We start from the raw sequence: 25,344 nt of genomic DNA, 5'->3' as shown, positions 1-25,344 counted from the left end.
CGGCCAGATGTATGCCGTACCTGGTATTGCGGATGGCGAATAATGGATGTTGGCCCAGAAATGAGACCCGACCGGAGTGGGGTTCTGATCCGTTTCGATGGCTCCGCACTCTGTTTTCAACCCGTAGATAAAGATCGTGTATCGTCTTTGCTCGATTCAGAGCCGCTGCGCGTTTTGGGTGCCTCCATAGCCAATGGAATGAAGGTTGAAATATCAGTCCCCACGAAGGAAGGGTATTGCTCAGCCAATTTGGACGTTACTGAACTTATGTCAGAGGTCGTTAAAAGTAGAGAGTATGAAAAAATGCGGTCCGCACTACTTGCGGCTATCCAGTTTGCGTCACATTCAAAGACAGACCCTGTAGAACCACTGGAGTGATTAGTCGAGTCGGAGCCCCCTCCGACTCTTTAAAATGGTACTTCTTACAATGCTTAAATTTTTCTAGTAGACTGACTTCCTCATTATTAATCGACACCATTAATGATTTATCAGATCGAACAGTTATTTTTTTCATTGCATGGTTTTCTCTAAATTACTGAGTCCAGCTAGCCTCTTCTGATTTGCAGTTCGCCTGCCACGCTCTGTTGTGAGCCAGAATGTCCCGCTTCGTCTGACGGTCCATCACCTCAATATCGTGCTCTGTGAGATAAATAATGCTTACCCAATCACAGGCAGTGTCCGTTACTTCAGGTTTTGCGGGTAAATTTTTCGCGCAACTCACGGTCAACATCGTCATCAGGAAGATGATTAACAGTTTGCTGTACATCCCTGGCTCCTTTTGTTGTCTCTACCCGGCGTTCTGCAACGGCTTCAGTAGCTGCTGCTCGTTCTTCAGTGCGCTGCTGATCTGCTTTAGCTTCCGCTTTATTGGTGCCTCGCAAATGGCCAACACCAAAACCACCAGCAGCTGCTACCATAATTGCGCCAATAACGCCGATAATGATTTCTACAATGCTCATGCGATCACCTTTGGTTCAAATGAGCGGACGTTGATAGGCTGACCGTATGGGAAAGACCAGTTAAGCCATGTGAAGGTTTTAAGTTCACACATCCCGTCGAACACCTCGCCCGGTTTAATATCGCTATAACTGCAAACGATATGTAATTCGTCTCCCTTCTCCTGCAAAACAACCGTGTCCGTTTCCCAATGTGGAATGAGAAGAACCAGCCACTTAATCATGAGAACACCGATTTTGCTTTGGCGTAACGTGCACGACGGTCGTTAATACCGTTCTGTCCACCATTGATGATCTGAGTGATGCGAACCAAATCGCCGGAATAGCTCAGGCATCCGCTGGTGGCATAGAACCATGCAGCTGACCGTGCTGCGTTGATATCCTTTTCCAGCAACTCAGGATTACTGAGTAAATCCAGTTTTAATCCCGTTCCGCAGCGGCGGTAATTATCAAGACCGGTAATCTGAATCAGCCCACGGCCACGATATTTCCACCCATCGCCTGATGCTTTGTTACCGAGGCGATTGCTGTACACCAGATTTGCAATGGCTGGCTGATTGGCTAGCTGCCCTTTTTCTTTGTCACGCCCAAGCATATATGCCTGATAGTTCGTAATGCGGCGTCCAAAGGTGGTCAGCAGAGCGGCAGGGGTGTAGTTGAAGCTCTCCACCAGCGCGGTAAATCCTGCTGATTCATGTCCTGCCTGAGCGATAAACATTGCCTGGTCTTCGGGCTTAACAATGCCGAACTCTTTCATCGCAGCATCAATATGCGGAAACCAGCGCGAAGCTAACCCGGCGCTTACACCAGCCGCCTGTTGAAATTGTGATTGGTTCATTAATGCCTCAGCGTATCAACGAGACGCGCCACGTTCCCACGAGCCCATAAGACGGCAGCGCAAATAAGAAGGTTTACGATGACCACCATCCAGTGTGACTCCTGGTAGAGGCCGAACAGGTAACGGAAAGGGACGCTGGCATAAACCAGCACAAAGAAGTAAGCCAGCAATGATATAGCGGGGCGATGCCTTGCCCCTTCACGCTGGTAGAACATCAGGACAAGGACGATGACTGCACAAATACCTGCATTCACCATCGCTGACGGATCACTTGTTACCATTGCTGGCCCCTCCTCCACGGAATCGCGAAAGAATACTGAACAGGCTTCCCAAATCCTGACTGTTGAAAAATGTGAGCACTTTGATTGTCATCGCAGCCACTACAACAGCACCAAGTGCGTCTAATGGTCTATCACTGTACCCGGTAGCTTGTGACAGCTTTGAACCAACCAGGCCAGCAGCAAGAACGCCAACAATGAATGACGTCATGAAGTAAGCAATCAATCGTACTCGTGTGATATTTGCCGCTGTCGCTACATAAAATACTGCACCAGCGAATGCGCCAAATACCACGCCATAATCAATACCGGTTGCAAGACCAAATACGCTGGCTCCCATCAGGCCACCAGCCGCGACCGTAGTGCCAGAAACAGGATCGGACATTAAGCCCCCTCTTATTGCTGTGAGTCCTCTCAGAAGCGAGGGGAATAAAAAAGGCCACCCGAAGGTGGCCTTTAATGTGATTCTTTTGCTGAATTATTTCTAAGCGGTAGCGACTACAACCTTACTCAGGAAACCATCATTACTAAGAAGAATGGCTTTCTCGAACTGTTTTGCTTTAAACCACTGCAAATATTTTGTTGCCGTTGAGTTGGCAACACTAAACACTTTTCCGATGAGCATAAAGCTCAACACAACAGGTGCAATGTAAAGCAGGAATGGTAGATTGTTTGCCACCAGAGCCTTATCCATTACTTTTACTGACTCAGACACAGCCTGAAGCAATTCTTCATTTTCACATGCAAACAGCACCTTGGCATGTTTGTTAACTCTTTCTTTGATTTCAGGGTTTCGAGCAAAGTTGATTTCCGCTCTGATCTTGTTACCAATTGTTAACAGGTGAAGTCTGTTGATCGTGTTGTTTAAGCCGTCGTGGATAAGAACAGCTGCTTTCATGTCCTTAGGGCTAAGATTGCCTGAAATAATTTCATTTCGAACTTTATCACGAATTTCGAAGAGCTCATTCCTAAAAGAAAGCCTCAATGATGGCTGCAAAATCCTTTCGTAAATGAAATGAAATGCAGCAAAAGCACATAGCGTGAAAAACAACGCAGTGATCATGGTGCATCCTCCAATTTAATTGTTGTTACTGGTCACTCGTCCCGAGTGGCTGTGACGTTTTTTGTTGCTGCAGAGTTGTCTTCTCTTTTCCTATGCGTTCAGCCTCGCTGCTGAAATCCTTACGCATAATCCTAGCATGACCTGCCCATGCGATAAGTGCAAGTACAAAGAATATCCAACCAAGCATGTTCCAGTTTAGAAGAGATACCAGGATATCGTGAATAACGTCTGGAATTTTCTCATTTGGTACACGAGTAAGCAAGATAACGAGCACTACAAAGACACATAAAGGCAACATCTGCCCTGTAGACATAGCTCTGTTGACAATATCCCTGGTTGCATGCGCCCAAGTGATCTTTGTGATACTGCTTGGCTTGCCGCCAGTTCTCTTATGATTGCCACTCATATTGTTAGTTATAGTCACGTTTTGAAGGGTAATTAATCTTATCAAAATGTGATGATTAAATTCAAAGATTTACATCAATAAAATCTAGTTGCGGCAATAGGTTATAATTTAAAAGGAAAAACCCGCACGATGGCGGGTTTCTTTTTGTTCTGTTGCTCAGTTCGCTTTAACGTCCCGAGCTTAACACAATTTAAGCACTTCCCGCGCAACTATTCAAGTAGAATCTGTCGCTATTTGTGCCGAATGCGTCACACATTGGCTTGTATAGCATCGATTCTGCTACATTTAGCCAAACATCAATTCGACTTTCACAGGTTCGCAAACACCATTCAGGATGTTTTGCATTTAAGTCTCTGGCCATCGCCTTTTTGCTCAGGCGCTTGATATATCGATCTTCAATAAGAGCGTATAACTTCTTATGCCCTGACTGCACAAGGATACCGCTGAGTACAGCGTTGATGGCCAGCGCTTCTTCATCGGTACAGAACGCCAGACCGCTTTTATTCTTCCCTTCCAGAATCTCTTTGAGGAACGCTTCCAGTTCGGGTTTGCTGATACCCGCTTTCTTCATCCGGCGTAGCGCTTCGTTGATTGCCGTTTTGGTGATTTTTCCGGATGTCAGTAGCTGGTTAAACATGTTCCCACCACTACCGCCGCCGATATAAGACCAGCGGCCCCACATGCGCAACTTACCCTGTATCCAGATGCTTTCCAGAGTACGAAGACGAACCATTTCACCAGCCTTGCCAACTTCAGAAGGATTAATCATTAAACTTTCTCCATTTATGCCAGCACGCCAATTGCCAGCGCTCGATCTATAACCCGAAAAACTAGGACCAGTTGGTCATCGTATTTCGCTTCAAATGCCACGGGATCAGCATGCAACTCGTTGTGATGTGCTCTGCACAGCGGTATCACAAACAGGTCGTGTGCTTTTGTACCCATTCCACCCTGCCCGTGGCCAATCAGGTGGTGGGGGTCGTCTGCGGGTTTATTGCAACAAACACAGGGTTGTGTTTTAACCCAGCGGGTGTACGTCTCATTTATCCAGCGGCGACGTTTTGGCCTGAGCATGAAAGACTCCGGAGACTCCGGATCGACGGTTAACGTCAGTATTGGCTTTTGGGTTTCCACATCCAGGCTGTCTGACCGCCGAGCTGGTAACGTTTCAATCGGCCTGACTTTTTCCTGCATAATGCTGGTGGCCGGCGGCATAGGTACGATGTCACTTTCCCGGTAAACAGATAATAATGGTTCGTCTGGCAGCCGTAGTGCCCGCTGCGCCATTCCTTCGGTGACAGCATCAGCGACACCAGATTGAACCGCCCACCAGCAAAGTTCGGCTAAAGAGAGGGAGCGCTCTTTGTTGTAGCCAAGCCCAGCCAGTACGGTATCAATAATCCATTCGGCAACATTGTTCAGCGCAAGCGCCTGCAATCTTTCCGTTGTCTGCCCGCGCAATTTGTTATCGCAGTGCCAGCACACCACCAACGCGCCAGGCGGATGCCATAGTGTCGTTAGCTCGGCATGATGGTAATCAGAAAAAGGGTACTGACACTTTTTAATGCGCTGACGAAGCCAGAACTCAAGCCCGGACATACCACCAGCAGCAGTAATGACCCGTTCATCGGTAAAGAAAGTGTGAAGGCTGGGATCCTCCAGTAGCGGTTGCTGTGCATCGGGGATCCGACCAGACGGAAGCCGGGCCATGTTTTCTGGCTCCCGTTCAACCAGCACGCGACCTGATGCAAACAGGGGCATTAACTCCCGTCCTGGCTTGAACAGCACCACGCCAAGGCGTGGCACCATTTCAGGGGTAAGTAAGGCTCTCAATGCCCACCCCTTATACCGTCAGATCTTTAAATTTCTGTACGGCCTTCCCCATGTCCGCCATAGCATCCACAAACTCATCAAACTTACGGCTTGCCATTCCATAAGCCTGGAGGATTTCAAGCTTCAGAGGATCGAGTTGCTTTTTTATTTCAGCGCGGTCACCTGCCTTTTTTTCAGCTTCTTCAGCGGCACGAATGAGGGCTTCAGCCTGCTTGCGTAATTCTTCAGGGGTCACGGTTGGCTTATTCAAAGTGGCTTCCTTCAATGTCTTCGACGACGCAATAACCGGCGCCACGGATTTATGACCAAACTTAGGGTGATGCAGGGTTGTTGTCCTGCCGTCATCAGTAATGCAGAGCAGGCTGTTTTCGCGGATGATATCGATCAGGTTTTCTTTATCCTTCCGGCTCAACGAGCTATATGCTGATACTTTGTGCGTCAGATGGGTGAGCGTTGCCCCATCAGGTTGTTTTTCAACAAACCGTTTAACCCTGGACAATACAGGCTGAAGGTGCGGAGGGGTCACTCTCACTGGAGACCCCCTGCTAAATCTTTATCGTGGGTAAAACTACCGTTCCAGGTGACCTTCATCGGAAGCTTCCCCTTCAGGTAGTTTTTGTACAGCCAGACAGCGCCTTCACGTAGCAGGACGGGCTGGTAGGTAGTAAAGCTCACCGCAGAGTTTGGCGATACTTTACTGCTTTTCTCGGTGAGGTATTTGTCGCGGGCATACGAACGAACACGCCACTGTGCACTGCGGCCTTCGGGATTGTCGTCGTACAGCCAGTTAGCAGAGACAAGCCAGGCACTGATCTTGGAGGTATTCACACCATTCAAACGCTTACAGAACTGTACAGGGGAAAGCCCGTCAGTGAAGAGACTCTCGAGATGCTCGATATATTCGGCCTGCTGGTGGGTAACTGTTTCCGCGCGCTGCCTGGCTTCAAATTCATCAGCCCATGCTCTCGCAGCCTGTGCCGGATCAGAGAAATTTGGTAATGATGGTGTACCAACTCGCATTTTCGCTTGTTGTTCGCATGTGATGAAATAACGGCGAACCTGACGACCCTTCTCGTTTCTCTCCACCATCGCCAGTTCTTTACCCATATCAATGGTGATCAGGTAATCAACGGTTGGGCGTCCACCGAGGGGGTTCTCGCCAGAATTGGCGTAAACCACATAATCAGTATTTTCAGCAAAACCATACTGACTGATACGCCCTTTAATCCAGTTGGTGAAATCACGCCCAACGCCGAGAAAGGCATGTAACCTTTTAGCGCTGACCATCGGGGTTATGTGGTTGCCAATATTGCCCTGAGTGATCGGGATGATCTGATGTAGCTGACTCATCTTGCCTCCCCGTTGCGCAGATCGCTGATAAAAGGGAGATTGCTCAGAACGCGAACATAAAAGTCAGGGCTCAACCAGAGGGCATAGGCAAAAACCAACTCCTGAGAGGCGAAAGTACCCTGTAAGACTCCACCGCGAATAACATGCAACTTTTCCCAACGTTCACCAGGGAGAGCATTTAGAATTCTTTTTGCAGTTAGCGTCCTGAGATAAAACGCAGGTTTTTTGGACGCAGACCCACCTGAAGCCTTATGAATATCATTGAGACTATAAAGATTTGGTTCGAATGAGTTGATTAAACATCCATCAACAACAAGATAAGAGTCTTTTTTGGGCGTAGCAGTGCCCATAACATGATGATTGCTCATATTCTCTCCATACTCTGATTGTTGCGAAGGGCCTGCACGCCCTTTTCGCTTGCACTTTCCGACATTACTGCCATAACGACCAATATTCAACCCACAGCTGGACATATAACCACCTCTTTTTTATATGCCGTTATGGTTATCTCAACTTTTCCCTTCGGTACTATCGGTCCCCATTCCACCAGCATGCGCTTAATCTGGCTGTCGTCTTCCCAGACACCCGCATGCGTCAGCGCGTCAAACAGGGCTTTGTTGTAATTATCGATATCCCGGCGGCGCGCATCCGGCGGGTACAGAGTGATTTCTACCGCTGCCAGTTCAGTCGATGGCTTCGGGAGACGTCGTAATTGCTCAATGATCGCCACGCAGGCAGCGCTCTGGTATTTACGGCCATCAGCGCTAATGAGGTGACGACCGGCCAGCGGCCCCTTGTTAGGGGAGCGCCAGTAAGTGTTCACGCTCGGAGGAAAAGGCAGGATCAATTTCACGCGGCCTCTCCCCGCATATTGCGAACAAGTTCAGAAGCGGCAGTAATGATTTCGCTGGTGGCCGTTCGTTCCAGCCAGAGTTGATTGATGTTGGCTTTCAGCTTGTTCTGCTGTGAATCATCCAGCATGTCAGCGCCATCCACCTGATCGAATACAATTCCAACCTCCAGCGGCCAGATACGGGACTCGGGAAGCGGATCCGCTACTGGTTTAGCTTTCTCACGGATGTGCATGCGGATCTGGCGAATATTGGACCAACTGGAAACATCCAGGCTTCCCATAGCTGCAATGAAATCAGTACTGTTCATGCCATATTCACCAGATGCTTCAAGGGCAACAGTCCGAATACGTTCCGACATATCCAGGTGCGCAGCAGCGTCATCGAATTCAATCGACAACAGCCACTCATCCACACCGAACAAAATACTCTCACGAATAAGCAGCTTCGCTTTGTCGATCGTTAATGGTGATACCTGAGTGAATTCCGGTGCTTCGACAGAATCCGCCGCCCAGGTATGCCCAAACTTCGATTCACTGAATGTGTATTCTTCTTTATCGCCGAACGCAGCTCTAACGCATGCCCACGCCTCTACACCGCTGACATCAAAAATATCTTTCTGGGTGAGTGGCAACTCTACTTCTGGCTTGTCAGCTACAGATGGTGTGGCAGTTGCAGGTTGAGACTTGCTGACAGCAAATTGCGCCAAAGTCATAAACGCCTGCCCTTTTGCCTCCAGTTCTGTACGGTTGATATAGCTGAACCGCTCACCACGCCATGACTTATCGAATACAGCTATGGCACCGGCAAAAAACGCGCTGGTGGGCTTCTGTTTTTCGTCAGCAGGTACAAACCACACAGGCAGATCGAACCCAATGCGCCCGCGAATGAATACAATGTGATCGGCATCTTCCGGCCACCACGTTTCACTCGGCGCGGCTTTTATCAGGAATACATAGCGACCGCCCTTTTCGCGCTGGGCTGCTGCGTACTTCATGATGTGCGTCATACCAGTGATCGCCTGATTCTCGTGGTACTGCGAACGGCTATACGGTGGGTTGCCATAACCTGCACCACCTAGTTCTGCCAGACGTTCAGACCAATCCTGGGTCAGCGCGTTATCTTCGGCGGTGTACCATGCCGGGCATTTCGCGTTGTCGTCGTCAGCAAACAAGTCCAGAACTAATGGGCCAAATAACGCGTTGATCCCCCAGAAAAGCAGATCAGGTGTCCTCCACTGATCTCCAACTTCTTTCAATTCGTGAGCTGGTTTACTGCGCAGTTCAGCCAGCGCCTGGCAATACTTATTTGGCATCATGAGCGGAACCCCGAATTTTCTGGCAGTGAATAGTCAACATTTTGGAAGTTTGCGCGGCTGGCTGAGTTAGTCGCCCATTTACCGTTAACGCGTTCAGGTCGCCCAGCGGCAGACCATTTGGTCGCGCTTTGCAGGTAACCGGGGAAGTTTTTTGGAATAAACAGAGTTGCCGGGCGGAGGTATTGAGCCTGCTCGCTATCACGCCAATCAGCGTTTTTGTAATCCACCACAAGGCACAGATCATCAACAGTGAACTGTTCCCGCAGACGGGCGCGAATGTTCTCCAGCGACGTGCTGCATACCTGGTAGCGTGAACCAGTTGTCTGGTTCAGGTAAGACAAAACCTGTCTGGCCTGATCAGTAATCACAACCTCAGGGTCGGGTTGCGCCGCAACCGGACAAGAGGGTTTTGAAGTTACTTGTGGATCTTGTTTTGATTTTACTGACGGATCCCCGCCAGATTCTGACGGGTCAAAACCTCCGTTTTTGCCAGATTTCGACGGGTCAGTTTTTGAGGCGTCAAATTTTGATGCGTCAGATTTTGACGTGTCAGAATCTGACAGTTGAGAAAATGCGGCAGCCTGAAGTTTCGCCACATTCAGTCGGTACACGTTCGACGCATTACGGTTACCATTACGGCGCTGTGTACGCGTGAGCCAGCCATCTTTTTCAAGCTTTGCGATTGCCGTTCTGATAGTGCTCGGCCCAGCGCCAAGCTGGCGAGCAATAGTTTCAATAGACGGCCAGCACACGCCCTCATCGCTGCTGAAATCAGCAAGGCGAGCCATGATCGCGACACTAGACAACTTCATGCCCGACGCCGCGCAACCATCCCATACGTAGCCGGTTAATTTAGTGCTCATGATCGTCCGTTATCTCCCTGAACTTTTGCCTGAATTGCTCAAGTGGGCTGAAGCATTCGTGCAGGTAGCCATCACGCAGATAGATAACGCGCTGTGTTTCTGGCTCCCAGCGGATAACACGGACTGGCACTCCACGGTGGTCTTTGAACCTTCGGTTAAGTTCGCGCACAGGCGTTTTGCCCTCCGGTTGTAGACCCCCACAATTGAAACCGCCCTACTGTGGTTACACGGAACCCAGCGGTTTGATAATCTGCGTTCATACCGAAACAACGGAGTACCCGAAACCGGGATCATCCTGAGTTGCGGTAGACGGTTAAAAGCCGTTAAACTGCTCATGCGGATTATTTCTCCATACTCGAAGAGTTGTTCGCCAAGGCGCCCGGAGCTGCACACTCGCGGGCGTCACTCTTTTCTGCGACACAAAAAACTCGATAAAGAAGCGCTACGTGCTCCTGGAACTTCGCGATAACCTGATAGCTGTTTTCCTCAATCTGAGCGCGCTCATCTGCGTCAATTACCCCATCAGCCGTGGCTTTACGTACAAAATTAGAATGACGGCCTATCCATTCGATGGACTCCATCAGGCGCTGGTTGATATCGGCGTTATCCAGATCATCAACATCTGCCAGCGGTACAAATACGCCCTGAGAATGGCGCGCAACGGCATCAGCTATATGAGTTGAACCACCAGCACGTTGTAAAACCATTGCCCAGCCCAGTGGGAAGATCTGGTCGCCGTCAACACGAAGGCGGTTAAACAATGCGTTCTCTGTCACACCCAACCATTCCGCCGCCTCAGCATATCCACCAGGCAGATCGGTAATCGTTTTTTTAATCGCTACCACCAGCCAGGAAGGCTGACGCTCGACTTTCCAAATAGGTTCGTTACCCACGGCTCCTCCCTTCTTCCTGTGGTTTGAGTTTTACTGAAGCTTCGCTACGCTTTTCGTAAAGGTCGGGATGGAAAACCAATTTCCCCCCAGTCCGATAGGCTGCTTCTGCTGCACGTCCTTTCGGGATTAGGCGACCAGTTCTATTACGCCACTGGTAAACGGCCTCGCTTGTGATTCCAAAAAATTCGGCAACTTTCTCAGTACTGCCGAAGTAGTTTTCAATATCATCGGTTGTCATAACGCCTCCTTAGCTAAGTTTGATTAGATATTAATAACCAATCTAACTTTGGTCAATAAAAACTAAGATTGCTTAGCCTTTTAATTTTTTATGGTGTTCAAATGGAAACTGTCGGTCAGCGCATCAAAGCTCTCAGGCGTGTAACCAAAACTTCGCAGAAAGAACTTGGTAAGTTCTGTGGTGTTAGCGATGTGGCGGTTGGGTATTGGGAAAAAGACATTAATGTGCCAGGCGGTGAGTCACTTTCGAAACTTGCAAAGTATTTCAACACATCAATTGATTACATACTCTATGGTACTGAATTTGAAGGAAATCTGATAACCAAGATGCGAAGGATTCCAGTGATATCTTGGGTTCAGGCTGGACAGTTTACAGAATGTAAAGCAGCAGAAGTTTTCAGTGAAGTAGATAAGTGGGTAGAAACATCACTCAGGATAGGTGATAGCTCCTTTGCATTGGAGGTCAAAGGTGATTCGATGACAAACCCTAATGGTCTTCCGACAATCCCTGAAGGGGCAACAGTCATAGTGGACCCTGATGCAGAGCCACTTAATGGAAAGATAGTCGTAGCCAGACTTGATGGGACAAACGAGGCTACTGTAAAAAAACTAGTCATCGATGGGCCTCAAAAGTTCTTAGTTCCCTTAAATCCACGCTATCCAAACATTTCAATAAACGGTAATTGCCTGATCATTGGAGTTGTCAAAGGCGTTCAGTACGAGCTTTAACCCACCTCTAACCTTCCTCTTAACATCAAGCTAAGAATAGTTTGGTGTTTTTTCTTGATCTAATGGCTAAGTTAAGTTAGATTTCATTCATCAGCAGCGAACAGGCAGGACGCCCACGAAGTAGCCGCCGGTGGCATAAGAATAACCGGATGATTCGCAGGCAACAAAAAAGCGCCCATCGGACGCTTAGCTCTTTAACAATCTGGATACCCCAACCAAAGTAATTGTTTATTTACTTGGTGGCGCAGGAGGACGCGGTTGTGTAGGTACGTGTCCATGCCTGTCTGGATGAGGAGATGAGTGGTCCATCAGTAAAATCTCATCCTTTAGGTGCTGGTGGTCTGGGTTTCGGGGGACGATGGTTAGGAATTATCGGCACGGGTTTTGACATCTTTTTTCACCTTTTTTGTTCGGGGCAGGTCACCCGCAATCCAGGCAATCACGCTGTGTATGAATGATATTTCAGAATCATCATTACGTCCCAGAGCGATGCAGGTTCGCTTAAATGCAGCATCTTGCAGCGACCGCCAAGGGTTACTGTCGGCATCCTGGATCTTCAGATATCTGGCTCTTAGTTCATCATCAGGAAGAATTGAGAATTCAACAAGTAAACGCTTGTATTGCCTCATTTGCTCCTTAGATAACCCCGCTTCTTGCCCAAATTGATAAACCAGCTGAAGTACAGACAGAACGGCAACAGAAACACCAAAAATAAACATATTGCTGAATGGAGCAAAGACAGAAAAGCCCAAGACGATAAGGATAAGGGTAATGCTTTTATCTATTCGGTTCAGAAGGGTGTAATTCATTTTTTCAATGAAATACGAATAGTTGATATCAAACTCCAAATCGTCCCGGTTCATATAACACCTCAGTCTTCTTTTGGTGGAGCCGGTGGCCTTTGCTGAACCGGCATGTGCTTCTCTTCGTAATCAAGATATTGCATCTCAGTTCCTTATGACTATTGGGGGTATCCAGATTATCGCATTCCTGACTGTTGGGGAATAGCAGGATCCACCGCGCCTGATGTGGTTAAAAGCAGGCCAAAGCAATAACAAGTAACTCCCTGTTCTGGCGGCCCGGTGTTTTCCCGTGTATTTCCGGTAACCGCCAGCCTTTTTCAGGGAACAACGACGAGAGCATTGACGAGCAAGGCATAAGTGCTGGTTCGATTCCAGACAGTCCCATTCAGTTGGGAGGGTTGGGCAGGGAAAAGGTTCGTTCGATTCGGACACCGGCAGTGTTCTCTTCGTTGTGGTGAATTGCAGTCCATCGAGACAACCAGAAGATAAGCATCTGGCGCCACAACCTTATTGCTGTGTGTAGTCTTGGCGGTACCAGGGTCTTCAACCTTATACAAGGGGGACGAAGATAATGTTCTACCTCGTTACCGCCCTTTTTACGCAACAGAAAAGGGCATCACCGGGCGACGGGCTCATAACCCAATCCACCCGGGCAAAAAGAAAGCGGTCTCTCAAGCCGCCGACCAATGCAGGTGCCCTTCTCTGTTGTGTATGGAGAAAGTTCGGCGGTTGCAGCCGCCTTAACTTCGTGTATGGACTAAAACCTTGTGCAGAGGAAAGTTAAATGAAATTACCTAAGTTCCATAACGCAATCGTGTACCGCGCCACACTACCTAGCATTGAAGCTATCGAGGGGCATCTGCTTGAACTCCCCTACTCCGAGATTGGTGAAACTGAGTTTTCACGCGCCTCTTTTGTGCCAAACCCGATCACTGGCGAATTGGTCACCCCAATATCAGGTGGGTATGCCATCGTGATCCGCCATGATCAGAAAATCATTCCCCAGCATGTTGTTTTGAAGGAAGCCGCAGCACGGATCCAAAGAATCGAAGATATGTCCGGGAGTAAAATCAAACGTATCGAACGATTAGCAATTATCGACAGCGTCCGAGTTGACCTGTGTAAACGGGCATTTGTTAAATCAACGCTGATCCTTGCGTTGTACAGCACCAACGAAAAGCTATTAGTGGTCAATACGACCAATAAAAATATTGCCGGTATGGCTGTGGCTATGCTGGTGAAAGTTGTCGGTTCCGTTAAAACAGAAACAATCAACATTAGCGATATTAAGAACGGTTTAACTACGCGGTTGAAAAACTATATCAATGGCGTGGCCAATGCTTTTGAAGGGTTTACCGTCGGCAATTATATCCAGCTGTCCCGCCTTGCCGATCAAAAGGAAGTTATTCGCTACTCAGCTGAACACGACTCAATTCAAAGCGAGCTAGTTGATAGCCTTAATAGCGGCTTTACCGCTGATAAAATGGAGCTAGCAGGATGCGGTGTATCGTTCATCCTCACCGAAAATTTCCATTTTTCGCGCATCAATACCCAAGCCCAAACATTCAACGATGAAGATGATAAAGCATTTCAATGGCGCCATCAGGCCGGGACGGATCTACTCCAATTCAGCAAAGTAGTAAACCTGATGTGTGATCTTCTTTCGTACAAAGAAGAACAGCCACAAAAACCCGCAGCCTAATACCCCAGACCGTAATTAACCCATGTCATGGGTTGGGTTGCTGCACGCTAAATTTAGCAATTCATTAATTTAATAGCGCGGTGCAGCGCGCCAATATGGAGAAAACCATGAGCTACATTCAGACATTATCCGGCAAACATTTTAATTACCTCGATATCCAACAGGACGATATCGTGATCGAGGGTATTGCTACCGCGTTGTCTCATATCTGCCGTTTTGCAGGGCATCTTCCTGAGTTTTATAGCGTCGGCCAGCATAGCGTTTTAACCAGCCACCTCGTTCCGCAGGAGTTTGCATTAGAAGCACTGCTTCATGATGCTGCTGAAGCCTACCTGCAGGACATCCCCTCCCCGCTTAAGCACCTGCTTCCGGATTACCAGGTGATCGAAGCTCGCGTGGATGCAGCCATTCGGCAGAAGTTCGGCCTACCGACGGAACAACACCCAACTGTGAAATATGCCGATCTGGTGATGCTCGCCAGCGAACGCCGCGATTTTGAGATTGACGAAGGTTCCATTTGGCCATTCCTCGAGGGAGTTGCCCCAACGGATTTATTCATTATCAACCCAGTTCGTCCTGGCCAGTCATACGGCATGTTCATCAATCGCTTTAACGAGTTGATGGAGCCGCGCCAATGCGCCGCATGAAGGTAAAAGAACTCGTAGCGGAGGCGTTTGCCTCCGTTGCTGAATTGCCACCAAAACATGCGCCGCTTATGCGCGAAGTCGCCACCAGACTGGACGCTACGTTTGCAGCATTAAAAGAGTCTCTGGTGCAACTGGAACAGGAGCGTAAAGGTAAAACGCCATGACCGTATTTGAATATCTCCAGGCTCATCCGAATACCACCAGCGGTGAAATCGCCAAAGGTATGAACAAAAAGACACCCGCGGTCGCTGGCGCATTATCGCAACTCTATGGCACCGGCCGGATCGTGAAGTCTGGTGTTCGCAAGGGAATTCCAACATACCGTGTTAACGATATGCCGTTTGGGTGCAGTAACAGCCTAACAATGATGTTTAACCAGTTGTTGAACAGAGCCAGACAAGGATCAGCCCAATGACAGCACTAAACAAACAGGCGCTGCACAATGCCGACTGTTTCGACGTCTTCCCACAACTTGAAGACGGTACCGTTGATCTGGTTTGCGCTGATATTCCCTACGGTACCACCCAGTGTCGCTGGGATTCGGTGCTAGACCTGCAGGTTATGTGGCAGGAACTCTATCGCATCGCCAAGCCAACAGCGGCTATTGTGCTGTTTTCCGCTCAGCCTTTTACCAGCGTGCTGATTGCCAGTAACTTACGAGACTGGCGAGCGGAATGGGTATGGGAAAAAGGAAACGCCACGGGCTTTCTGAATGCCAAAAAGCAGCCGCTTCGCGCACATGAAAATATCGAGGTTTTTTACCGCCGCCAGCCGACCTACAACCCGCAGATGACCGATGGCCACACACGCAAGACCAGTAAGCGGAAGACCGTCAATTCAGAGTGCTACGGTAAGGCCCTGTCTCTGACTGAATACGATTCAACACAGCGGTACCCGCGAGATGTTCAGTTCTTCTCGAGCGACAAACAGACGGGAAACTATCACCCAACCCAGAAACCACTAGCACTGGTTCAGTATCTGATCGAAACGTACAGCAATCCTGGTGATACGTTTCTGGATTTCACAATGGGTAGCGGTACCGCGGGTGTTGCTTGTCAGCAGACTGGACGCAATTTTGTTGGCATTGAGAAAGACGCCACAATTTTCCAAACCGCATGCCATCGCATGGGAATTAAACAGGAGTATGCAGCATGACAACTAACAGCCACCCGGCGAACGGTCTTGTATCACTCGATCGCCTGTACCAGATACGCGAAATACTCAGCAAAGCAGCAAAACAAAGCGACGGCGGTAATCTCGGCTACGCAATGGCTGATGCTGTTAAGGTGATTGATGAGGTACTGGAGCTACGCCGTAACTATCTGGCGCTACGTGGTGAGATTGAGGACGTTCAGGCGCAACTCTACGAGGCTGAAAACCGGAATGAGGCCGACGCTACGGAGCTACAGGAGCGCCGCAAGGCTGATAGCGCGGAGCCTATTTACCAGTTATTTGACGCAGGCTGGTACGACACAAACAAAAGCACTTATTACGATGTGACTGGTGCTGGTATGAAAGGGCGAATTGTCTACGCCGCACCGCAGCAAGCGTCGTTAGTGCCGGATGAAAAGCCTATGCCAGAAGCGTCGAAAATGCATGCGATAGATGCTGTATCTGCAATCGCAGAAGTCAGGGGATGGAACGCCTGCCGCGCCGCAATGCTTAAAACAGCACCAAAACAGGAGAATATTTAACGTGAACAATTTAATGATCGACCTCGAATACATGGGCAAAAAACCGAATGCCCCTATCGTCTCCATTGGAGCCGTATTCTTCGATCCGCAAAGTGGTGAACTGGGTCAGGAGTTTTACACCGCCGTTAACCTTGAAAGTGCTATGGAACAGGGAGCTGTGCCGGATGGTGACACTATTCTGTGGTGGTTAAAACAAAGCCCAGAAGCACGATCAGCAATCTGTGTTGATGATGCTCTGCCAATATCGTCTGCCCTATCTGAACTGAGCCATTTCATTAATCGGCATTCTGATAACCCTAAATATTTAAAGGTTTGGGGCAATGGAGCTACTTTCGACAACGTTATATTGCGCGGTGCATATGAGCGTGCCGGCCAAGTTTGCCCGTGGCAATTTTGGAACGATCACGACGTCAGAACCATCGTCACATTAGGCAGAGTTGTGGGTTTCGATCCAAAGCGAGATATGCCATTCGATGGGGTTGCACATAACGCACTGTCCGATGCGCGACATCAGGCAAAATACGTGTCCGCAATCTGGCTGAAATTGATTCCGACCACCAGCAGCGAGCTTTAATTTCCCCAGGGTGCAGCCAGGGTAATGGATAAATAACCATGAGCAATATTTTCCAGTTAGCCCCCAACGAGTGGGTTTGTGAAAGCGTTCTTATCGCGGTTACCGGGCTCAAGCCCGGTACCATCCTCCGGGCCAGAAAAGAATGCTGGATGGTTGGGAGGGAGTATATCCACGTATCGCCTGACGGGAATCCTAAACCTTCCAGTGAGTGCATGTATAACAGAAAGGCTGTAGATGCCTGGGTCGCTTCAATGAAAAGCAAGCAGCCAGGGTGATTTGATGCCATGAAAAAGGTAAGCTCGTATCGCTCTTGGGCGTCTGGAGGTAACACCAATGGATAAAGTCACATATCCAACAGGCGTCGAAAACCACGGTGGCACATTACGCATCTGGTTTAATTTTAAAGGTAAGCGTGTCAGGGAAAGTCTCGGTGTCCCTGACACCTCTAAGAACAGGAAGATAGCCGGGGAACTGCGGACATCAGTATGTTTTGCCATCCGCACAGGAAACTTTGATTATGCAACCCAGTTTCCTGACTCCCCTAACCTCAAGGCTTTTGGTGTAAGTAAAAAAGACATTACAGTGAAAGAACTTGAAGAAAAATGGCTGGATCTGAAACGGATGGAAATCTGCGCGAACGCATTCAATCGCTATGAGTCTGTCGCAAGGAATATGGTGCCGAGGATCGGAGGTAATCGCCTGGTGTCAGCAGTAACCAAAGAGGAATTGCTGTATCTTAGGAAAGATTTGCTAACTGGTTACCAGAATCCGACGAAAAACAAAGCTACGGCAAAAGGGCGAAGCGTTGTTACTGTGAACTATTACATGACGACAATGGCCGGAATGTTTCAGTTTGCTGCAGATCACGGTTATTTAGAGGTGAACCCATTCGAGGGAATTAAGCCTCTGAAAAAAGCCAGGGCAGAACCAGATCCTCTGTCTCGTGATGAATTTATTCGCCTGATAGATGCATGCCGGCATCAGCAGACGAAAAACCTGTGGTCATTAGCAGTGTACACAGGAATGCGTCACGGGGAACTGGTCTCCCTGGCCTGGGAAGATATCGACCTGAAGGCGGGAACAATTACCGTCAGGCGTAATTATACGAAACTTGGTGAGTTCACTCTACCGAAAACCGAGGCAAGCACAGATCGAGTGGTGCATCTTATCCAGCCCGCAATCAGCATCCTGAAAAATCAGGCTGAGATGACAAGGCTGGGCAGGAAACATCACATTGAAGTTCAGTTACGTGAGTACGGCCGTTCGGTGAACCATGAGTGTACATTTGTCTTTAACCCGCATGTGGTCAGACGCAGTAAGCAGGTCGGATTTATCTACCGAGTCGATTCAGTAGGCGACTCATGGGAAGCGGCACTTAAGCGCGCGGGGATCAGACACAGAAAGGCGTACCAGTCACGACATACCTATGCGTGCTGGTCATTATCTGCTGGTGCAAACCCGAGTTTTATTGCCAGTCAGATGGGACATGCGAGCGCGCAGATGGTGTTCAATGTTTACGGTGCATGTATGGCTGACAGCAGCGCAGAGCAGATCGCAATGCTGAATCAGAAGCTGGCAGATTTTGCCCCATTGATGCCCCATAGCCACGTGAACAGTACAGGAGGATTATTAAAATCAGTAAGTTAACCCATAACGCCCGTCATGTTAACTGCGTGGAGGGCAATACCACGCTGTATGCGCTGCCTAAAGCCGATATTGTTGCCCGCTGGCAAGCACAGACCACCGATACGTTTCGATTTTGTTTTAAGTTTCCGGCGACCATTTCGCATAAGGCCGCGCTGCGTAATTGTGATGACCTGGTGCAGGAATTTTTTACGCGCATGTCGCCGCTGGGATCGCGCATTGGACAATACTGGCTGCAATTACCCGCGACTTTTAGCCCACGCGACCTGCCTGCCCTGTGGCAGTTTCTCGATGCGCTCCCCGAATGCTTTACCTACGGTGTGGAAGTTCGCCATCCAGACTTCTTTGCCAAAGGCGAAGCCGAACAGCTATTTAATCGCGGGTTACACGAGCGTGGAGTAAACCGGGTGATTCTGGACAGCCGCCCGGTACATGCCGCAATCCCACATACCGAAGCGATACGTGACGCCCAGCGTAAGAAACCAAAGGTTCCGGTGCATGCGGTGGTGACGGCAAACCATCCGATGGTACGCTTTATCGGCAGCGATGATATGGCACAAAACAGCGCGCTTTTTGCCGTCTGGCTGACCAAGCTATCACTATGGCAACACACCACGACGCCGTATCTGTTTTTGCATACGCCGGACATCGCGCAGGCCCCGGAGCTTGTTGATACGCTATGGGCAGATTTACGCAATGCTCTGCCAGAGATCGGATCAGCGCCGTCTATTCCACAGCAATCTTCTCTTTTCTGAAAATGCCACCTATCATAGTCAATGCCAGCAGCCATTTTAAAAGGGAGTTTGTATGGTAAGCGCGCTTTATGCCGTATTGGGTGCGTTATTGTTAATAAAGTTCTCCTTTGACGTTGTTCGCCTGCGCATGCAATATCGCGTTGCCTATGGCGATGGAGGTTTTAGCGAACTGCAAAGCGCTATCCGCATTCACGGTAACGCGGTGGAATATATTCCCGTCGCGTTAGTGCTGCTGTTATTTATGGAAATGAACGGCGCAGAGACGTGGATGGTGCATCTTTGCGGGCTGATGTTGATTGCCGGACGACTGATGCATTATTACGGATTCCACCACCGGCTTTTCCGCTGGCGCCGTTCAGGCATGAGCGCAACCTGGTGTTCGCTGTTGCTAATGGTGCTGGCGAATCTTTGGTATATGCCCTGGGAGTTGGTTTTCTCCCTGCATTAGCGCACAATACGCCACTTTATTTTTCCCGGATTTTTACGTTATGTCTCACCGCGACACGCTTTTTTCTGCGCCTATCGCCAGTCTGGGTGACTGGACCTTTGATGAACGGGTAGCTGAAGTCTTCCCGGATATGATCCAGCGTTCCGTTCCTGGCTATTCCAATATTATTTCTATGATTGGCATGCTGGCCGAACGTTTCGTACAACCCAACACGCAGGTCTACGATCTGGGCTGTTCTCTGGGCGCGGCGACGCTCTCGGTGCGTCGCAATATTCATCACGAGAATTGCAAAATTATTGCTGTCGACAACTCTCCGGCGATGGTTGAGCGCTGCCGTCGTCATATTGACGCCTATAAGGCACCGACCCCGGTTGAGGTTGTCGAAGGCGATATTCGCAACATTACTATCGAAAATGCCTCGATGGTGGTGCTGAATTTTACCCTGCAATTCCTTGAGCCACCCGAGCGCCAGGCGTTGTTGGATAAGATTTATCAGGGGCTGAATCCCGGTGGCGCGTTGGTGCTATCTGAAAAATTCAGCTTCGAAGACGCGAACGTAGGCGAGTTGCTGTTCAACATGCACCACGACTTCAAACGGGCCAATGGCTACAGCGAACTGGAAATCAGCCAGAAGCGCAGCATGCTGGAAAACGTGATGCTGACCGACTCGGTCGAAACGCACAAAGCGCGACTGCATCAGGCCGGCTTTGAGCACAGTGAGTTGTGGTTCCAGTGCTTCAACTTTGGCTCTCTGGTGGCGTTGAAAGCTGAGGTTAGCGCATGATCGATTTTGGTGACTTTTATCAGTTGATTGCCAAAAATCATCTGTCCCATTGGCTGGAAACACTTCCGGCGAAAATCGCTGCCTGGCAGCGCGATCAGCACGGTCTTTTTAAACAATGGTCAAACGCCGTCGAGTTTCTGCCCGAGCTAACGCCGCATCGTCTGGACTTACTGCACAGCGTTACCGCAGAAAGCAAAGAGCCGCTAAGCGAAGGTCAGCTTAAACGTATCGACACCCTGATTCGTAACCTGATGCCATGGCGTAAAGGACCTTACTCGCTGTACGGCGTCAATATCGATACCGAATGGCGTTCCGACTGGAAGTGGGATCGCGTCCTGCCGCACTTGTCTGATCTCACCGGACGTACCATTCTTGATGTCGGTTGCGGCAGTGGCTATCACATGTGGCGCATGATTGGCGCGGGCGCACATCTGGCGGTCGGTATCGATCCGACCCAACTGTTCCTGTGCCAGTTTGAGGCGGTGCGTAAACTGCTGGGCAATGACCAGCGCGCGCATCTGCTGCCGCTGGGTATTGAACAGCTTCCGGCGCTCAACGCCTTTGATACCGTATTCTCCATGGGCGTGCTTTATCACCGCCGCTCGCCGCTGGAACACCTGTGGCAGTTAAAGGATCAGTTGGTTAAAGATGGCGAACTGGTACTGGAAACGCTGGTCGTCGAAGGCGATGAAAATACCGTGCTGGTGCCGGGCGATCGCTACGCCCAGATGCGTAACGTTTACTTTATCCCGTCTGCACTGGCGCTAAAAAACTGGCTGGAAAAATGCGGGTTTGTTGATGTGCGCATTGCCGACGTATGTGTGACCACTACCGAAGAACAGCGCCGCACCGAATGGATGATTACCGAATCGCTGGCCGACTTCCTTGACCCGAACGACCACAGTAAGACGGTGGAAGGCTACCCCGCCCCACTGCGTGCGGTATTGATTGCGCGTAAACCGTAGTCATTTTTGTCAAATGACTATTACGTATAGCACCATTTCTCCAAAATAGTTCGGTTTGCAACAAGGCGGCGACGCAGCAAATCCCTGGGAGCGTAGATAACTACGTGACCGGGGTGAGCGAGGAAAGCCAACACAGTTGCAGACCGAAATATGCAGGAGAAGGAGAAAAAAAGGCCCCTGTTGAAATTGCAGGGGCCTGGTACGAGCAAGCATCATATTGGGCGACATGATGCAACGGTAAAATCAGCTGGCCTGATGGTGTGCAATGATTGCTTTCATTTCAGCAACCGCCGCCCCGTCTACCGCATAGCGAGAATACTCATCCGCCTGCGCATCCGAAGACATCGACAACCCCGAATTGCGATAACGCATTGGTGAAGCCAGCCATACTCCGGCAGAACTGTGGACTTCCTGCACCCCAGCATCAAGGAACAGGGACAAATTCGAGGCGCGAACCCCCGCTCCGGCCATAATGATTGGAGCACCAGGCTGCGTAATAAGTTCCATTATTTTTGTTAAACCTTGCGCCGCATCTGATTTTTGCCCGGAGGTGAGTACTCTGGCGATGCCCAAATCAGCTAATTTTTTAAGCGTATTGAGTGGGTTAGCACACATATCAAAGGCACGATGAAAAGTGACTTGCAGTGAACCGGCGGCGATCATTATTTTCTCCATGCGCGGCATATCGACATCGCCATCCGCATCTAAAATGCCGGTCACCAGCCCTGAGAACCCTAGTTCTCTGACCATCGCTATATCATCCAGCATTGCAGCGAATTCACCTTCGGTGTAACAAAAGTCGCCTCCACGTGGACGAATAATGGGATTGACGGGAATCGAAATGTGCTGGCGAACAGAACGCAAGACGCCCAGCGAAGGCGTTAAGCCCCCTTCTTTGGGTGCCGAGCAAAGCTCAATACGATCCGCGCCGTTTTGCTGAGCCGTGCGCGCGCACTCCATGCTGTAACAGCAGATTTCCAGTATAGTCATGCTCACTCCTGACGTTCGCTTGCCACAATGGTTTCAATCGACCACGGGTGGAATTTTATCGTCACGCTACCATCGCTAACCGCCAGCGTCGGATTCGGTAAACGTTCACGTTCTCCTTTTGGCGAGCTGGTTTTCACAAATATACCAGGTTGACTCAGACCGTGATCGGAAAGCAGCGCCAGCGCTCGCGCATTCAGCGTTTGTGCCTCACCCGGCAGAACAATTTCAATATGTTCCCAGCCTTCATGTGGGTAACGTTTTTCGCCCGGCCACGGCAGTTCGACGATGGAAAATTGCCAATGTTGCACACAAACCGGCTCATGCAGTTTAAAAAGACAAATAGGTCTGCCGTTAATGATGTTTTCTGACAACAATTCACCGCACTGTTCAAACCCGCGACGCCAGCGTTCTGCAGTGGTATTTTGATGGCAACGCAAGGAAATGTGATCGGCTTCCAGGCCTGTGATATCCAGCCCAAGACGGGTAGAAAGTTCCGTTAATGCCTGCGTGAAATGCGGTAAATCTGCAGAAATATCCTGTAGTTCTGCAACGGTTTGCCAGTTCGCCATATTAAAAGCTCATATCCATGTTCAAAGTCGCTAATTTACTCTGTTGCGCTGCGCCATCCAACCGCTGTTTTCTCCGAACACATCATGGATAAATTTACGCCATTGCATGGTTTACATTTCAGGCTACTGGCGGTACACACAATGCTGACGGCAACGGGCATTTGCAGTATACTCCCGCCCTTAATTCTTAAACTGGTGCGGTGAATTTTAGGCCGCTTCATAAATGTAAGGTATTCCGGTGAATATTCAGGCTCTTCTCTCAGAAAAAGTCAGTCAGGCCATGATTGCTGCAGGCGCGCCTGCAGATTGCGAACCACAGGTTCGTCAGTCAGCAAAAGTACAGTTCGGCGACTATCAAGCTAACGGCATGATGGCTGTCGCTAAAAAACTGGGTATGGCGCCGCGACAACTGGCTGAGCAGGTGCTGACTCATCTGGATCTCAACGGGATTGCCAGCAAAGTTGAAATTGCAGGCCCGGGCTTTATCAACATTTTTCTCGACCCGGCATTTCTGGCGCAGCACGTTCAGCAGGCGCTGGCTTCCGATCGTCTGGGCGTCACCCAACCGGCTAAACAAACCGTTGTGGTTGACTACTCCGCGCCTAACGTAGCGAAAGAGATGCACGTTGGTCACCTGCGTTCCACCATCATCGGTGACGCGGCGGTGCGTACGCTGGAATTCCTTGGTCACAAGGTTATCCGCGCCAACCACGTCGGCGACTGGGGTACTCAGTTCGGTATGCTCATCGCATGGCTGGAAAAACAGCAGCAGGAAAATGCCGGAGAGATGGCGCTGGCTGACCTGGAAGGTTTCTACCGTGACGCGAAAAAACATTACGACGAAGATGAAGCCTTCGCGGAACGCGCTCGTAGCTATGTCGTGAAGCTGCAAGGCGGCGACGAATACTTCCGCGAGATGTGGCGTAAACTGGTCGACATTACCATGTCGCAGAACCAGTTAACCTACGATCGCCTCAACGTTACCCTAACCCGTGACGACGTCATGGGCGAGAGCCTGTACAACCCGATGCTGCCTGGCATCGTGGCCGATCTCAAAGCCAAAGGCCTGGCTGTTGAAAGCGAAGGCGCTACCGTCGTATTCCTTGATGAGTATAAAAACAAGGAAGGCGAACCGATGGGCGTTATCATTCAGAAGAAAGATGGCGGCTATCTCTACACCACAACCGACATCGCCTGTGCCAAGTATCGTTACGAAACCCTGCATGCCGATCGCGTACTGTATTACATCGACTCTCGTCAGCATCAGCACTTAATGCAGGCCTGGACCATCGTACGTAAAGCTGGTTATGTGCCGGATTCGGTGCCGCTGGAACACCACATGTTCGGTATGATGCTGGGTAAAGACGGTAAACCGTTCAAAACCCGCGCTGGCGGCACGGTTAAACTGGCCGATCTGCTGGATGAAGCGCTGGAGCGCGCACGTCGTCTGGTCGCGGAGAAGAACCCGGACATGCCTGCCGATGAGCTGGAAAAGCTGGCAAATGCGGTCGGTATCGGTGCAGTGAAATACGCGGATCTGTCCAAAAACCGTACCACCGACTACATCTTCGACTGGGACAACATGCTGGCGTTCGAAGGCAATACCGCGCCGTACATGCAGTATGCTTACACCCGCGTACTGTCCGTATTCCGTAAAGCGGATATCGACGAAAGCGCGCTGGCAAATGCGCAGGTGATTATCAACGAAGATCGCGAGGCTCAGCTGGCTGCGCGTCTGCTGCAGTTTGAAGAAACGCTGACCGTCGTTGCGCGTGAAGGTACACCGCACGTGATGTGTGCTTACCTGTACGACGTTGCCGGTCTGTTCTCTGGCTTCTACGAGCACTGCCCTATCCTCAGCGCTGAAAACGAAGAGATTCGTAACAGCCGGCTGAAACTGGCACAGCTGACGGCGAAAACCCTGAAGCTGGGTCTGGATACACTGGGTATCGAAACCGTAGAACGTATGTAATTACCTCAAGTAATGTGAAAGCCCGCGCTATGTCGCGGGCTTTTTTATTTTCCCTGACCCGTTCTCATGGCAGCGCAATCAGGCCTACGAGAAGCGGCGACGTTCACTGTAATTTGTAACAGCCCACAAGGAATGACACATTTCCCTAGAGATATGGAACATTTTTTGCCTGTCATCCCGTT

The 25,344-nt window shown here is 49.8% G+C and carries 36 protein-coding genes; 15 read left to right on the top strand and 21 right to left on the bottom strand.

From position 1 onward, the window contains the following. Window positions 1–532: 532 nt before the first annotated feature. The 18 genes from SK39_RS27615 to SK39_RS20965 all read right to left on the bottom strand — a co-directional run bounded on the left by SK39_RS27615 (window position 533) and on the right by SK39_RS20965 (window position 10,887). A complete protein-coding gene (locus tag SK39_RS27615; RefSeq protein ID WP_075261978.1) occupies window positions 533–730 on the bottom strand; it encodes a hypothetical protein in 198 nt (65 codons plus the stop codon). Next, window positions 687–959, bottom strand: coding sequence for a hypothetical protein (locus SK39_RS21050; RefSeq protein ID WP_008323305.1), 273 nt, complete (start codon window positions 957–959; stop codon window positions 687–689). Before SK39_RS21050 ends, SK39_RS27615 begins: the two co-directional genes overlap by 44 nt. Next, window positions 956–1,180, bottom strand: coding sequence for a hypothetical protein (locus SK39_RS21045; protein ID WP_042063971.1), 225 nt, complete (start codon window positions 1,178–1,180; stop codon window positions 956–958). The genes SK39_RS21050 and SK39_RS21045 overlap by 4 nt, the downstream gene beginning before the upstream one ends. Further along, entirely contained in the window at window positions 1,177–1,794 is a 618-nt protein-coding gene (locus SK39_RS21040; protein ID WP_048217456.1) for a glycoside hydrolase family 19 protein, read from the bottom strand. The genes SK39_RS21045 and SK39_RS21040 overlap by 4 nt, the downstream gene beginning before the upstream one ends. Further along, on the bottom strand, window positions 1,794–2,075 hold the full coding sequence (locus SK39_RS21035; protein ID WP_048217455.1) for a phage holin family protein: 282 nt from the start codon (window positions 2,073–2,075) through the stop codon (window positions 1,794–1,796). Before SK39_RS21035 ends, SK39_RS21040 begins: the two co-directional genes overlap by 1 nt. Continuing rightward, the gene (locus SK39_RS21030) at window positions 2,062–2,457 is read right to left on the bottom strand and encodes a phage holin family protein (RefSeq protein WP_008323296.1); all 396 of its coding nucleotides are present in this window, start codon (window positions 2,455–2,457) and stop codon (window positions 2,062–2,064) included. Before SK39_RS21030 ends, SK39_RS21035 begins: the two co-directional genes overlap by 14 nt. Before the next feature lie 99 nt (window positions 2,458–2,556). Further along, window positions 2,557–3,135, bottom strand: coding sequence for a hypothetical protein (locus tag SK39_RS21025; protein ID WP_044703006.1), 579 nt, complete (start codon window positions 3,133–3,135; stop codon window positions 2,557–2,559). Between the two features lie 596 nt (window positions 3,136–3,731). Beyond that, window positions 3,732–4,310, bottom strand: coding sequence for a DUF1133 family protein (locus SK39_RS21015; protein WP_048217454.1), 579 nt, complete (start codon window positions 4,308–4,310; stop codon window positions 3,732–3,734). Between the two features lie 14 nt (window positions 4,311–4,324). After that, entirely contained in the window at window positions 4,325–5,374 is a 1,050-nt protein-coding gene (locus SK39_RS21010; protein WP_048217453.1) for a DUF968 domain-containing protein, read from the bottom strand. Window positions 5,375–5,384: 10 nt separating this feature from the next. Next, entirely contained in the window at window positions 5,385–5,906 is a 522-nt protein-coding gene (locus tag SK39_RS21005; protein WP_048217452.1) for a hypothetical protein, read from the bottom strand. Beyond that, window positions 5,903–6,724, bottom strand: a complete 822-nt coding sequence (locus tag SK39_RS27420) for an antA/AntB antirepressor family protein (RefSeq protein WP_081328879.1) — start codon at window positions 6,722–6,724, stop codon at window positions 5,903–5,905. Before SK39_RS27420 ends, SK39_RS21005 begins: the two co-directional genes overlap by 4 nt. Next, window positions 6,721–7,092 carry a KilA-N domain-containing protein gene (locus tag SK39_RS20995; protein WP_048217451.1) on the bottom strand — a complete coding sequence of 124 codons (372 nt, stop codon included), beginning with the start codon at window positions 7,090–7,092 and terminating at the stop codon, window positions 6,721–6,723. Before SK39_RS20995 ends, SK39_RS27420 begins: the two co-directional genes overlap by 4 nt. An 86-nt stretch (window positions 7,093–7,178) precedes the next feature. Further along, window positions 7,179–7,577, bottom strand: coding sequence for a RusA family crossover junction endodeoxyribonuclease (locus SK39_RS20990; RefSeq protein ID WP_048217450.1), 399 nt, complete (start codon window positions 7,575–7,577; stop codon window positions 7,179–7,181). After that, a complete protein-coding gene (locus SK39_RS20985; RefSeq protein WP_048217449.1) occupies window positions 7,574–8,893 on the bottom strand; it encodes a phage N-6-adenine-methyltransferase in 1,320 nt (439 codons plus the stop codon). The genes SK39_RS20990 and SK39_RS20985 overlap by 4 nt, the downstream gene beginning before the upstream one ends. Then, on the bottom strand, window positions 8,890–9,756 hold the full coding sequence (locus tag SK39_RS20980) for a conserved phage C-terminal domain-containing protein (RefSeq protein ID WP_048217448.1): 867 nt from the start codon (window positions 9,754–9,756) through the stop codon (window positions 8,890–8,892). The genes SK39_RS20985 and SK39_RS20980 overlap by 4 nt, the downstream gene beginning before the upstream one ends. After that, complete coding sequence (locus tag SK39_RS26305; RefSeq protein ID WP_075261969.1) at window positions 9,746–9,925, bottom strand: DUF4222 domain-containing protein; 180 nt, start codon at window positions 9,923–9,925, stop codon at window positions 9,746–9,748. Before SK39_RS26305 ends, SK39_RS20980 begins: the two co-directional genes overlap by 11 nt. 172 nt (window positions 9,926–10,097) lie before the next feature. Next, window positions 10,098–10,649 (bottom strand): YmfL family putative regulatory protein, encoded by a 552-nt coding sequence (locus SK39_RS20970; RefSeq protein ID WP_000526197.1) that lies wholly within the window; start codon window positions 10,647–10,649, stop codon window positions 10,098–10,100. After that, the gene (locus SK39_RS20965; RefSeq protein ID WP_048217446.1) at window positions 10,642–10,887 is read right to left on the bottom strand and encodes a Cro/CI family transcriptional regulator; all 246 of its coding nucleotides are present in this window, start codon (window positions 10,885–10,887) and stop codon (window positions 10,642–10,644) included. The genes SK39_RS20970 and SK39_RS20965 overlap by 8 nt, the downstream gene beginning before the upstream one ends. Window positions 10,888–10,988: 101 nt before the next feature. Between SK39_RS20965 and SK39_RS20960 the strand changes: the two genes are divergently transcribed. Beyond that, window positions 10,989–11,615, top strand: a complete 627-nt coding sequence (locus tag SK39_RS20960; RefSeq protein ID WP_048217445.1) for a LexA family protein — start codon at window positions 10,989–10,991, stop codon at window positions 11,613–11,615. 362 nt (window positions 11,616–11,977) lie between these two features. Here SK39_RS20960 and SK39_RS20955 read toward each other — a convergent pair whose 3' ends face one another. Then, complete coding sequence (locus SK39_RS20955; protein WP_048217444.1) at window positions 11,978–12,478, bottom strand: hypothetical protein; 501 nt, start codon at window positions 12,476–12,478, stop codon at window positions 11,978–11,980. A gap of 724 nt (window positions 12,479–13,202) precedes the next feature. Here SK39_RS20955 and rdgC point away from each other — a divergent pair. From rdgC to cmoB, 13 genes are all read left to right on the top strand, one after another. Beyond that, complete coding sequence (rdgC, locus tag SK39_RS20950; protein ID WP_048217443.1) at window positions 13,203–14,120, top strand: recombination-associated protein RdgC; 918 nt, start codon at window positions 13,203–13,205, stop codon at window positions 14,118–14,120. 107 nt (window positions 14,121–14,227) lie between these two features. After that, window positions 14,228–14,767, top strand: coding sequence for a hypothetical protein (locus tag SK39_RS20945; protein ID WP_048217442.1), 540 nt, complete (start codon window positions 14,228–14,230; stop codon window positions 14,765–14,767). Next, window positions 14,755–14,931: a hypothetical protein gene (locus tag SK39_RS27415; protein WP_001253786.1), complete on the top strand. Its 177-nt coding sequence runs from the start codon at window positions 14,755–14,757 to the stop codon at window positions 14,929–14,931. Before SK39_RS20945 ends, SK39_RS27415 begins: the two co-directional genes overlap by 13 nt. Continuing rightward, entirely contained in the window at window positions 14,928–15,182 is a 255-nt protein-coding gene (locus SK39_RS20940) for a hypothetical protein (RefSeq protein ID WP_048217441.1), read from the top strand. Before SK39_RS27415 ends, SK39_RS20940 begins: the two co-directional genes overlap by 4 nt. Next, a complete protein-coding gene (locus tag SK39_RS20935) occupies window positions 15,179–15,922 on the top strand; it encodes a DNA-methyltransferase (RefSeq protein WP_048217440.1) in 744 nt (247 codons plus the stop codon). Before SK39_RS20940 ends, SK39_RS20935 begins: the two co-directional genes overlap by 4 nt. Next, window positions 15,919–16,461: a hypothetical protein gene (locus tag SK39_RS20930; protein ID WP_048217439.1), complete on the top strand. Its 543-nt coding sequence runs from the start codon at window positions 15,919–15,921 to the stop codon at window positions 16,459–16,461. The genes SK39_RS20935 and SK39_RS20930 overlap by 4 nt, the downstream gene beginning before the upstream one ends. Window position 16,462: 1 nt before the next feature. Continuing rightward, entirely contained in the window at window positions 16,463–17,035 is a 573-nt protein-coding gene (locus tag SK39_RS20925; RefSeq protein ID WP_048217438.1) for a 3'-5' exonuclease, read from the top strand. A 38-nt stretch (window positions 17,036–17,073) separates the two neighbouring features. Continuing rightward, window positions 17,074–17,310, top strand: coding sequence for an excisionase family protein (locus SK39_RS20920; RefSeq protein ID WP_003034696.1), 237 nt, complete (start codon window positions 17,074–17,076; stop codon window positions 17,308–17,310). 58 nt (window positions 17,311–17,368) lie between these two features. Further along, a complete protein-coding gene (locus tag SK39_RS20915) occupies window positions 17,369–18,682 on the top strand; it encodes a tyrosine-type recombinase/integrase (protein WP_048217437.1) in 1,314 nt (437 codons plus the stop codon). Further along, window positions 18,661–19,434 carry a DUF72 domain-containing protein gene (locus SK39_RS20910; protein WP_048217436.1) on the top strand — a complete coding sequence of 258 codons (774 nt, stop codon included), beginning with the start codon at window positions 18,661–18,663 and terminating at the stop codon, window positions 19,432–19,434. Before SK39_RS20915 ends, SK39_RS20910 begins: the two co-directional genes overlap by 22 nt. 52 nt (window positions 19,435–19,486) lie before the next feature. Then, window positions 19,487–19,882, top strand: coding sequence for an MAPEG family protein (locus tag SK39_RS20905; protein WP_003034689.1), 396 nt, complete (start codon window positions 19,487–19,489; stop codon window positions 19,880–19,882). Between the two features lie 40 nt (window positions 19,883–19,922). After that, the gene (cmoA, locus tag SK39_RS20900; protein ID WP_003034686.1) at window positions 19,923–20,666 is read left to right on the top strand and encodes a carboxy-S-adenosyl-L-methionine synthase CmoA; all 744 of its coding nucleotides are present in this window, start codon (window positions 19,923–19,925) and stop codon (window positions 20,664–20,666) included. Next, on the top strand, window positions 20,663–21,631 hold the full coding sequence (cmoB, locus tag SK39_RS20895) for a tRNA 5-methoxyuridine(34)/uridine 5-oxyacetic acid(34) synthase CmoB (protein WP_048217435.1): 969 nt from the start codon (window positions 20,663–20,665) through the stop codon (window positions 21,629–21,631). The genes cmoA and cmoB overlap by 4 nt, the downstream gene beginning before the upstream one ends. Before the next feature lie 243 nt (window positions 21,632–21,874). On the opposite strand, the gene cutC is transcribed toward cmoB, so the two are convergent. Continuing rightward, entirely contained in the window at window positions 21,875–22,621 is a 747-nt protein-coding gene (cutC, locus tag SK39_RS20890; RefSeq protein WP_032936856.1) for a copper homeostasis protein CutC, read from the bottom strand. Between the two features lie 2 nt (window positions 22,622–22,623). Further along, window positions 22,624–23,190 (bottom strand): VOC family protein, encoded by a 567-nt coding sequence (locus tag SK39_RS20885; protein ID WP_003034677.1) that lies wholly within the window; start codon window positions 23,188–23,190, stop codon window positions 22,624–22,626. A gap of 238 nt (window positions 23,191–23,428) precedes the next feature. Here SK39_RS20885 and argS point away from each other — a divergent pair, with 238 nt between their 5' ends. Continuing rightward, the gene (gene argS / locus SK39_RS20880; protein ID WP_003844166.1) at window positions 23,429–25,162 is read left to right on the top strand and encodes an arginine--tRNA ligase; all 1,734 of its coding nucleotides are present in this window, start codon (window positions 23,429–23,431) and stop codon (window positions 25,160–25,162) included. Window positions 25,163–25,344: the final 182 nt, after the last annotated feature.

The sequence above is a fragment of the Citrobacter sp. BIDMC107 genome, assembly GCF_001037575.1.
Lineage (GTDB): Bacteria > Pseudomonadota > Gammaproteobacteria > Enterobacterales > Enterobacteriaceae > Citrobacter > Citrobacter freundii.
This window is presented reverse-complemented; position numbering and strand designations above follow the sequence as displayed.